We start from the raw sequence: 9,757 nt of genomic DNA, 5'->3' as shown, positions 1-9,757 counted from the left end.
CGCCCCCCCGCGCCCCCCCGCCCACCCACACCCCCGCCCCCGCGACCTCGCGCCCGCGATCGCGCGGCTCACCCCCCCGCCGAGCGCCCACGCGCGCCCCCCCCCCCCCCCCCCGGGGCTCAGTCCGCCTGGTTCCCGGCTCCCCGGGGCAAGCAGAACATCAGGGACCACATCAGCGCGAGGAGGCCGCCGGCCCACCAGAGCACGGTGAGGAACCCGTCACGATTGAGAGCCGCTTCGGACGAGCCCTTGGTGGTCGCGAAGAACACCAGGGCGCTCAGGGCGGTCCCCAGGGCGATGCCCAGGTGCATGGCGGTGTTGAAGAGGCCCGAGGCGGCCCCGGCGTCCTCCTGCGGGACCTTGGCCAGCGACAGGTCGGCCAGCGGGCCGCCGACCATACCGAGACCGAACCCGATCAGGACCACTGGAGCGGACATCCTCAGCAGGCCCAGATCCCCCTGCTCTGCGCCGGCTTGGAACCCGTAACCGGCCATCGCGGCGAGCGTGATGAGGGCCCCGGTCTGGGGGAGACGGCGGGCGAAGCGCCCGGCACTCTTCGCCGCGATGGATGCGCCGGCCAGCTCTCCGATGGAGAGCAGCACGAAGGCCAGTGCCGCAACAACAGGGCTCATGCCCAGACCCCGCTGGAGATACAGCGTCCAGGTCATGAAGAACAGCCCGCACAGCAGGCCGTGCATCAGCTGCGCGGCCATGCCGCCGGAGAACTGCCGCCTCGCGAAGAGGGGCAGGGGCACGAGGGGTGCGTTGTCCTGCCCACGCTGCTGCTGGCGCAGGAAGCCACCCAGCGCGAGGACGCCTGCGGCGAGCATGGCGAAGCACCACAGCGGCCAGTGACGCAGATGCCCCTCCGACATGGGGAAGACGATCAGAACGATGGCCAGGGCGGACAGCAGCACGCCGGTGAGGTCGAGCCGGTCGGCCCTGCGGGCGGTCGACTCGGGGATGAACCTGCGCCCCAGGACGAGCACGGCGAGGCCGACGGGCACGTTGACCAGGAAGACCGGCCGCCACGACAGGCCGAACAGATCCGCCTCGGTGAGCAGCCCGCCCATGATCGGACCCAGCACGTTCGAGAGGGACAGGACCGCCCCGTACAGTCCGAACGCCTGGCTGCGGCTCGCGCCGTCGAAGGCGACATGGATGGTGGCCAGAACCTGCGGAATCATCAGCGCTACGCCCGCACCCTGGACCAGGCGGGCGCCGATCAGCACACCCGGCCCGGCAGCGAGCCCGCACAGCAGAGAGCCCGCAGTGAACACCATGGCGCCGATCAGGAGCATCCTGCGTCGGCCGTAGAGGTCGCCGAGGCGTCCACCGGTGATCAGTCCGACAGCGACGGGCAGCGAGTAGCCGGTGGTCAGCCACTGCACCGCGGAGGGACCCGCGCCGGTCGACTCCTGGATCGCGGGCAGCGCGGTGAGCACGACCGACTGGTCGAGAAGGTTCAGGAGCTCGGCGCCCAACACCACCAGGAGGGCAATCCGGGCGGCGAAGGCCGTCTTCGGGTGTTGGGGTGATGGCTGCTCGGAGGACTGGGGGGTGTGCTGTGGCTCGTTGCCGAGCGCGGAGGAAGACAACAGGAACTCCTGATCCAAAGATCGGGGTGCCCTGCCGACTGCCACACCAGAGCCGGCAAACACGAAGCCCGGGGCAGACGGCAGAGCTGCACCCGGGAAGGAAGACTGCGGGGAAGGGTGACGCAACTCAGGCCAGCGGGACGTCCGCCCCCGAAGACGTGCGACACATCAGCACGTGGGGAACACGGACGACTGCATGGCCTGGCTGATAGGACGTCACCTCAAGATCGACACACAGAAGAAACAGGAACCGGTCACCGCCACCCAAACCGCGGCACAGCAACTGCTCCAAGGTACGGCACCGCTGGGCGCCGTCGCACACCAGGTGGCCGGCCCGCCGATTCGACGGCGCCGACGTCCCGCCCGCATCCGTCGGCTCGGACCTCACTGAGCTGCGTCTTTGCGGGGAACGGCAGAGGCGCTCGCGCAGTTGTGTGCGCGTGCGTGAGCGGTTGTCCGGCGCCGACTGCGGTGAGGAAGCCGGTCACGGGTCAGGGCTTTCTCGGCGAGCGCACCGGCGCCCCCCGGATCGCACCGACAGCGGACCGGCAGAGGGCCGACGGCGCACCGGGCCGGTGCTGCCCCGGCGCTCGATCCGCGCCGCCCGACTAGGGCGCCGACTCCGGCCCGTCGAGGAGCGCCAGCCGCTCCGTCACCTCGTCCGCGAAGCGCGTCAGCAGACGGCCGAGGTCTTGCCGGTCCTGCTCCGGCCAGTGGGCGACGGCCCCGGTGAACCACCCGATGAGCGTGTGGGCGTAACGCTCGGCGGCCTGTGCCCCGTTCTCGGTCGGCTCGATCAGACTGACCCGTCCGTCGTCGGGGTCGCCGATCCGCCGCACCAGGCCGTGCCGTTCCAACTGCTGGATCTGGCGCGTGGCATGGGGCTGGACGACCTGGACCGCCTCCGCGATCTCCTTGACCCGCAGCGGCCGGCCCGCGAAGTGCAGGGCGAGGAGTACGGAGAAGGGCGGCCGCTCCAGTGTGATCCCGGCCGCCTCCATGGCGTGCTGGGCCAGACGGCCGCGGCTGATGGCATTGCTCAGCTGTGCCAGACGCGGCATCACGGCCAGTACATCGTCCCGGCTGCCGTGCTCGGATCCATCCGGCGAGGGCGTGTTCATCCCGGCTCCATTTGCATACTTAAAACAGGTATCTATATGGTGGCGCTCGTTGATGGTGTTCGCGGGCACACCCTGTCCGCAATAAGGATACCTAAAGCAGGCATCTACTGTTCCGGGTGGGAGCCCGGACGGGGAGGACCCATGATGAACCCCACGGCCAACCGCACCATCCTGATCTCCGGCGCCAGTATCGCCGGACCGACCCTCGCCTACTGGCTCGACCGCTACGGCTTCGAGGTCACCGTGGTGGAGAAGGCCCCCGCGCTCCGCGGCGGAGGGTACGCGATCGACGTCCGGGGCACCGCGCGCGAGGTGGCGGACCGGATGGGAATGCTGCCGCAGCTCCGGCGGGCCCATGTGAACACCCGGAAGATCTCCTTCCTCGAAGCCGACGGCGGTGTCGTGGCCGCCGTGCGCCCCGAGGCCGTCGCCGGCGGCACGGAGGGCCTCGATCTGGAGGTGCGCCGCGGAGACCTGGCCGACTGCCTCTACGGTCTGGTCCGGGACCGCGTCGAGTTCCTGTTCGGCGACTCCATCGCGACCCTGGACGACCGCGGCGACGCCGTGGAGGTCACCTTCGACAGCGGCACCCGGCGCACCTTCGACCTGGTGATCGGCGCCGACGGGCTGCACTCCAACACCCGGCGGCTGGCCTTCGGCCCCGAAGAGCGGTTCCACCGCTACCTCGGTTACTGCTTCGCCGGGTTCACGCTCCCCAACGACCTCGGTCTCGAACGCGAGGCCCGGATGTGGAACGTTCCGGGCAGGGCCGCGACCCTCTACGCCCATGAGCTGGCCGACACGCTGCACGGGTTCCTGACGTTCGCACAGGAGGAAGCTCCCTTCGCCGCGTTCCGTGACCCGAAGGCCCAACGCGAGCTGGTGGCAGAGCGGTTCCCCGACGTGCAGTGGGAGATACCCCGGATGGTGGCGGCCATGAGGGACGCCGACGACCTCTTCTTCGACGTGGTGAGCCAGATCCATATGCCCGCCTGGTCCACCGGCCGTACGGTTCTGGCGGGGGACGCCGCCCACGCGACCTCCTTCATGTCCGGCCAGGGGTCGAGTGTTTCGCTGGTCGGGGCGTACGTCCTGGCGGGTGAGCTGGCGACCCACGCCGACCACACGGCGGCCTTCGCGGCCTACGAGGGGAGGGTCCGTGAGTTCGCGGAGCTGAACCAGGCGCTCGTCGTGGACGGCGCCGCCGCTACCGCACCCCGCACCCCGGAGCAGCTCGACGCGCGCAACGCGATTCTGCGCGGCAGCACCGATCTTCCTGCGGGGGGCCAGGTCACGGCTGCCAGCACCGCCCTGGTGCTGCCCGAGTACGGTCGCGCCGCATAGCGCTCCTGCCGCCGCGGCCGGGGGCGGGCGGTCATCCGCCCTTGTCGCCGGTCATAGTTACACCAGTGTGCAAATGTGGGGTGTTTACCCATAATGGGCCGCCCTATGCCTGTGCTTTTGTTCACGGTTGAACAAGCAAGTAAAACGGGGGCACTCAGGACAAACGGAATGTGAGGCTCCTCTAAGGTGCCGAAACATGAGCACTGCCACCACCGACCCCGCCCCCGCACAGCACCCCGTACGCGTCCTCCGCCATGTCTGGATCCCGCTGGAGGACGGCACCCGTCTCGCCGCCCGTGTCTGGCTGCCCGCCGACGCGGCAGGACCGGTTCCCGCGGTCCTGGAGTACATCCCGTACCGCAAGAACGACGGGACGGCCCCGCGCGACGTGACGCTGCACGGCCAGTTCGCGCGGGCCGGCTACGCCGCTGTGCGGGTCGACTGCCGGGGCAGCGGTGACTCCAGCGGCATCATGCTCGACGAGTACCACGCCACCGAACTCTCCGACGCGCTCGAAGTCCTCGCCTGGATCGAGCGGCAGGACTGGTCGGACGGACAGGTGGGCATCATCGGCAAGTCCTGGGGCGGCTTCAACGGCCTCCAGATAGCCGCCCTCCAGCCGCCCCAGCTGCGCTGTGTCGTCACCGTCTGCTCGACCGACGACCGCTATGCCGACGACGTGCACTACGCGGGCGGCTCCCTGCTCGCATCCGAGATGCTGCCCTGGGCCGCGACGATGCTCGCGTACAACGCCCGCCCGTCCGACCCGGCCGTGCTCGGCGACTCCTGGCGCGACGAATGGCTCGACCGCCTGGAGCGGACCGTCCCGTACGCCGAGGAGTGGCTGACCCACCAGCGCCGCGACTCCTACTGGCAGCACGGATCCGTCTGCGAGGACTACACGGCCATCAAGGTGCCGGTGTACGCGGTCGGCGGCTGGCTCGACCCGTACCGCGGCGCCGTCCTCCGGCTCATGGAGAACCTGCGGGTACCGGTCAAGGCCATGCTCGGCCCCTGGGCGCACACCTACCCCCACCAGGCCGAGCCCGGCCCTGCCATGGACTTCCAGGGCGAGTGCGTGCGCTGGTTCGACCACTGGATGGCCGGAGCCGACAACGGCATCATGGACGAGCCCGCCCTGCGCGCCTGGATACCCGACCCGGCCCCGGTCGGCTCCGACCTGGAGAACCGCCCCGGCCGCTGGGTCGCCGAACCCTCCTGGCCGGCCCCCGGTGTCGAGGCCGCGGTTCTGCCGCTCAGCCTGCTCGGCGGGGGCCCCGGCACGGCCGTGCTGCGTTCACCGCTCGCACTCGGCGCGTCCGGCGGCGACTTCCTCAAGTTCGGTGACATACCCGGGCAGTACGGGGACCAGGCCGCGGACGACGGCCGCTCGCAGACCTTCACCGGGCCCGCCCTCACCGAGCGTCTTGAGATCCTCGGCGTCCCCGAGGTGACCCTGCGCGTCACCAGCGACCGGCCGCAGGCGCAACTCGCCGTGCGGCTCTGCGAAGTCCGGCCCGACGGCAGTTCCAAGCTGGTCACCACGGGCTTCCTCAATCTCACCCACCGGGACGGGCACACCGACCCGCGCCCGCTGGAGCCCGGCCGCGCCTACGAGGTGACGGTGCCGCTGTTCGCCATCGGCCACGCCTTCGGCGTCGGCAACCGGCTCCGGGTCTCCGTCTCCGCCTCGCTGTGGCCGTGGATCTGGCCCTCACCGGAGCAGGTGGCGCTCGAACTGGACACCGAGTACGGCGAGCTGACCCTGCCGGTACGCGCACCGCGCCCCGCCGAGGACGCGGAGCTGCGCCCGTACGGTCCGCCGCTCGAAGTGCCCCCGCACAGCATTGAGTTGGTACCGCTGCCCGGTGCCCGGCGGGTCGGCTACGACCACGAGACCGGGGAACAGACCATCGTCACCACCCCGGCCGACGGCACCATGACCGACCGGGCCGACGGCCTGACCCGTACCGGCAGCGACCTCAACCGCTTCCGGCTGGTCGAGGGCGACCCGCTGTCCGCGTCCGTGGAGAGCGAGCGCGAGGAGTCCATCAGCCGGGGCGACTGGGCGACACGCATCAGCACCCGGTCCCGGATGACCGCCGACGCGACGGACTTCCTCGTGGTCAACCAGCTCTCCGCCTTCGAGGGCGCGGGCGACGACGAGCGCGAGGTCTTCACCCGTACCTGGTCCTTCAGCGTCCCCCGGGACCAGGTGTGAGGGGCCTTCGCCGCGCGCCCGCGGCCGTACTCCCGGCGGCGGGCCGCCGGCCGCTGCGCCGCCCCCCGGCCCGCCACTCCGCGCGGGTCCTGGCCGCCTGTCTGGCCTTCGCCCTCCTCGGCGCCCTGTCGGGCTGCGGCGCCGTCTCCGAGACGGCGGGCAAACCCACCGTGGTCATCGGGGCGAAGGAGTTCACCGAGCAGTGGATCATCGGTGAGCTGTACAAACAGGCGCTGACCAAGGCCGGTTACGACGTGGAGCTGAAGTCGAACATCGGCAGCACCACCGTCATCGACGGGGCACTCACCTCCGGCCAGATCGACCTGTACCCCGAGTACACCGGGGTCATCCTCCAGGTTCTGGCCCGGAGCGGCACGGTCCCGCACTCCGCCGCCGGGACCTACCGGGCGGCCAGGGCTTACGAGGAGACCCGCGGGCTGACGATGCTGGACCCGACCCCCTTCCAGAACCGCGACGCGATCGCCGTCAAGCCCGCCTTCGCCAAGAAGCACGGACTGAGGACCATCAGCGATCTGAGGAAGGCGGGACACGTCGTCTTCGCCGAGTACCCCGACAACATGGAGGGCGCACTCGGCTACCACGACATGGTGAAGACGTACGGGCTGCACAACACCGAGGTGAAGACCCTCAACATCGGCCTGCAGTACTCCGCGCTCGACCACGGACAGGTCCAGGCAGCGGACGTCTTCACCACCGACCCGCAGCTCGCGCGCGGGGGTTACACCCTGCTCGACGACACGAAGGGCTACTACGGCTTCCAGAACGTGGCCCCCGTCGTACGCAAGGGCGTACAGGAGAAGCAGGGCCCGGAATTCGCCAGGACGCTGAACAAGGTGGACGCGCTCCTCACTGACCAGGCGGTACGCGAGATGAACCGGGCGGTCGACACCGTGCGGCTCGCCCCCTCCGAAGTCGCGGCCAAGTTCCTGAAGGCCAACGGCATCAGCTGACGCGGACAGACCGCCGCGCGACGACCGCGGCGGCGCCCCGCCCACCCCATCCGCGACCTTCCGTCGCCCTCCAGGAGAAAAGCCCCCAATGAGCCAGGAAAGCCATAAAATTTCCGCCTCCGCGCAGGAGATCGTCTTCGACCACGTGGTGAAGACCTACCCCAACTCCGCATCGCCCGCGGTCGACGACCTGTCGCTGACGGTGCCAGCGGGGGAGATCTGCGTACTGCTCGGCCCGTCCGGAAGCGGCAAGACCACCGCGCTGATGATGGTGAACCGGCTCGCCGAGCCGACCGGCGGAGACATCCGCATCGGCGGCCGTTCCATCCGCGATCTCGACCCCATCCAGCTGCGCCGCTCGATCGGCTACGTCATCCAGCAGACGGGCCTCTTCCCCCATCTGTCGATCGCGGCGAACATCGCCACCGTCCCCAAGGTCCTCGGCTGGGACAGGAAGCGCACCAAGGACCGGGTGGCGGAACTGCTCGACCTGGTCGGCCTGCCGGCCGGCGAGTACGGGTCGCGCTACCCCAACCAGCTCTCCGGCGGCCAGCGGCAGCGAGTGGGTATCGCCCGCGCCCTCGCGGCCGACCCGCCGGTCATGCTGATGGACGAGCCGTTCGGCGCGCTCGACCCGATCACCCGCGAACACGTCCAGGACGAGTTCCTGGCGCTGCACGAGCGCATCCGCAAAACGGTGATCTTCGTGAGCCATGACATCGACGAGGCCGTGAAGATGGGCGACCGGGTCGCGATCCTCCGTGAGGGCGGCAGACTCGCCCAGTACGACTCGCCCCGTACCCTGCTGAAGAAGCCGGCCGACGACTTCGTCGCCCGGTTCCTCGGCGCCGACCGCGGACTGAAGCGCCTCTCCCTGGTCCGGCTCAGCGATCTGGAACTCACCCCGGCCACCGGCACCGACGCGCTGCCCGCTCTCCCGGGCGAGGCCACGCTCCGCTCCGCGCTCTCCCTCATGGTGGCCGAAGGTGCCGACGCCGTACGGGTCACCGGGGACGGCGGAACGGTCATCGGCACCGCGTCCATGGACTCCGTACGGAAGGCGGGCGCGGCATGAGCGCGGGACCTGTCATCCCGGACTACGGGAGCCCCAGCGCCTGCGTGGCGAACAACTCCACCTTCTGTATGGACTGGTTCACCGCGCACTGGTCGTCGCTCTTCTGGCCCGCGCTCGTCCAGCACATCGAACTCACCCTCATCGCCGTCGTGGCCGGTTTCGTGGTGGCCTTCCTGATGGCCGTACTCGCCCACTTCCAGGGGTGGTTCGCCATGCCGGCCTCCGCCCTCTCGTCGTTCCTCTACACGGTGCCGCCGCTGGCGCTCTTCCAGCTCCTGGTCCCGGTCACCGGGTTCTCGGTGCTCACCGTGGAGATCGCCCTCATCGCGTACAGCCTCTATCTGCTGTTCACCACGATCCTCACCGGGCTGCGCGAAGTCCCTGAGGACGCGGTGCGCGCGGCGCGGGGTATGGGACTGACCCGGCGGCAGATCCTCTTCAAGGTCGAGCTGCCGATGTCCCTGCCGTCCGTCATCTCCGGACTGCGGGTCACAACGGTGATGACCATCGGGACCGTCGCCATCGCCGCGTACGTCATCGACTCGGGCCTCGGCTCGCTGATCCTCAAGGCGCTGCAGTCGCCGTTCAACACCCAGTTCATCGGGGCGGGCGTACTCGCGGTCATCCTGGCGCTGGCCGCCGACGGACTGCTGGTACTCGCCGGACGGCTGCTCACGCCGTGGGCCCGGAGCAGGAAGGCCGCGTAAATGGACACCTTCGTCGGCTCGTTCACCTTCATGCACGAGCGGCTGTCGCTGATGCTGGAGAAGACGGGGCAGCACATCTGGATGTGCGCGATCGTGATCGCCGTCTCGCTGGTGGTCGCCGTGCCCGTCGGGCTCTGGCTCGGACATCTGCACCGCGGTGAGTTCGTCACCACCAGCATCTCCAACGTGGGCCGTGCCCTGCCCAACCTCGCGGTCATCGCGATCGGCCTGGGCATCTTCGGCCTCAACTTCGTCAACATCGCCGTCGCGCTGCTGATCACCGCCATCCCGCCGATCCTCAGCCAGGCGTATCTGGCCGTCGACCAGGTCGACCCTGACATGGTCCGGGCCGCACGCGGGATGGGTCTCACACCCCTGCAGGTCCTGCTCAAGGTGGAGCTGCCGCTGGCCCTCCCGCTGCTCTTCTCCGGGATCCGGATCGCGGTGGTGTACGTCATCTCCGCCGCGACCCTCGCCACGGTGGCCGGCGGCGGCGGTCTCGGGGACATCGTCCTCGGCCAGGCCAACTACGGTCTCGAAGGGGTGATCGCCGCGGCCCTGTGGGTGGCGGCCCTGGCGCTCGCCGCCGACGGGCTGATCGCGCTCGTCCAGCGGCTGCTCGTGCCCAAGGGGCTGCGGGCGTCGCGCGGCTGAGGGATGACGGGACAGCCCTCAGGGCCTTCTGTCCGGGGTCCGGGCAGCCACGGACCCCCGACGTGC

At 70.1% G+C, this 9,757-nt stretch carries 8 protein-coding genes; 6 read left to right on the top strand and 2 right to left on the bottom strand.

Annotation, left to right across the window (positions count from 1 at the left end; all coding sequences use genetic code 11):
* Positions 1 to 119: 119 nt before the first annotated feature.
* Complete coding sequence (locus ACFXBC_RS03380; RefSeq protein ID WP_385018151.1) at positions 120 to 1,598, bottom strand: MFS transporter; 1,479 nt, start codon at positions 1,596 to 1,598, stop codon at positions 120 to 122.
* Between the two features lie 608 nt (positions 1,599 to 2,206).
* Entirely contained in the window at positions 2,207 to 2,719 is a 513-nt protein-coding gene (locus tag ACFXBC_RS03375) for a MarR family winged helix-turn-helix transcriptional regulator (RefSeq protein WP_385018149.1), read from the bottom strand.
* 144 nt (positions 2,720 to 2,863) lie between these two features.
* On the opposite strand from ACFXBC_RS03375, the gene ACFXBC_RS03370 reads away from it, so the two are divergent.
* The 6 genes from ACFXBC_RS03370 to ACFXBC_RS03345 all read left to right on the top strand — a co-directional run bounded on the left by ACFXBC_RS03370 (position 2,864) and on the right by ACFXBC_RS03345 (position 9,691).
* Positions 2,864 to 4,063, top strand: a complete 1,200-nt coding sequence (locus tag ACFXBC_RS03370) for an FAD-dependent monooxygenase (protein ID WP_385018335.1) — start codon at positions 2,864 to 2,866, stop codon at positions 4,061 to 4,063.
* Positions 4,064 to 4,259: 196 nt separating this feature from the next.
* Positions 4,260 to 6,284 (top strand): CocE/NonD family hydrolase, encoded by a 2,025-nt coding sequence (locus ACFXBC_RS03365; RefSeq protein ID WP_385018147.1) that lies wholly within the window; start codon positions 4,260 to 4,262, stop codon positions 6,282 to 6,284.
* Positions 6,281 to 7,255, top strand: coding sequence for a glycine betaine ABC transporter substrate-binding protein (locus tag ACFXBC_RS03360; protein ID WP_385018146.1), 975 nt, complete (start codon positions 6,281 to 6,283; stop codon positions 7,253 to 7,255). The genes ACFXBC_RS03365 and ACFXBC_RS03360 overlap by 4 nt, the downstream gene beginning before the upstream one ends.
* An 88-nt stretch (positions 7,256 to 7,343) precedes the next feature.
* A complete protein-coding gene (locus ACFXBC_RS03355) occupies positions 7,344 to 8,330 on the top strand; it encodes an ABC transporter ATP-binding protein (RefSeq protein WP_385018144.1) in 987 nt (328 codons plus the stop codon).
* A complete protein-coding gene (locus tag ACFXBC_RS03350; protein ID WP_385018142.1) occupies positions 8,327 to 9,037 on the top strand; it encodes an ABC transporter permease in 711 nt (236 codons plus the stop codon). The genes ACFXBC_RS03355 and ACFXBC_RS03350 overlap by 4 nt, the downstream gene beginning before the upstream one ends.
* Positions 9,038 to 9,691 carry an ABC transporter permease gene (locus ACFXBC_RS03345; protein WP_385018140.1) on the top strand — a complete coding sequence of 218 codons (654 nt, stop codon included), beginning with the start codon at positions 9,038 to 9,040 and terminating at the stop codon, positions 9,689 to 9,691.
* Positions 9,692 to 9,757: the final 66 nt, after the last annotated feature.

It is taken from the genome of Streptomyces sp. NPDC059398, from assembly GCF_042751845.1.
Lineage (GTDB): Bacteria > Actinomycetota > Actinomycetes > Streptomycetales > Streptomycetaceae > Streptomyces.
Note: the sequence above shows the minus strand (reverse complement) of the source record. Positions and strands in the feature narration are given on the sequence as shown.

Bases quoted from the DNA above. Each gene is read 5' to 3' on its own strand.
- ACFXBC_RS03370 (WP_385018335.1), top strand. From the start codon at position 2,864: ATGAACCCCACGGCCAACCGCACCATCCTGATCTCCGGCGCCAGTATC.
- ACFXBC_RS03345 (WP_385018140.1), top strand. From the start codon at position 9,038: ATGGACACCTTCGTCGGCTCGTTCACCTTCATGCACGAGCGGCTGTCG.
- ACFXBC_RS03355 (WP_385018144.1), top strand. From the start codon at position 7,344: ATGAGCCAGGAAAGCCATAAAATTTCCGCCTCCGCGCAGGAGATCGTC.
- ACFXBC_RS03375 (WP_385018149.1), bottom strand. From the start codon at position 2,719: ATGAACACGCCCTCGCCGGATGGATCCGAGCACGGCAGCCGGGACGAT.
- ACFXBC_RS03365 (WP_385018147.1), top strand. From the start codon at position 4,260: ATGAGCACTGCCACCACCGACCCCGCCCCCGCACAGCACCCCGTACGC.
- ACFXBC_RS03350 (WP_385018142.1), top strand. From the start codon at position 8,327: ATGAGCGCGGGACCTGTCATCCCGGACTACGGGAGCCCCAGCGCCTGC.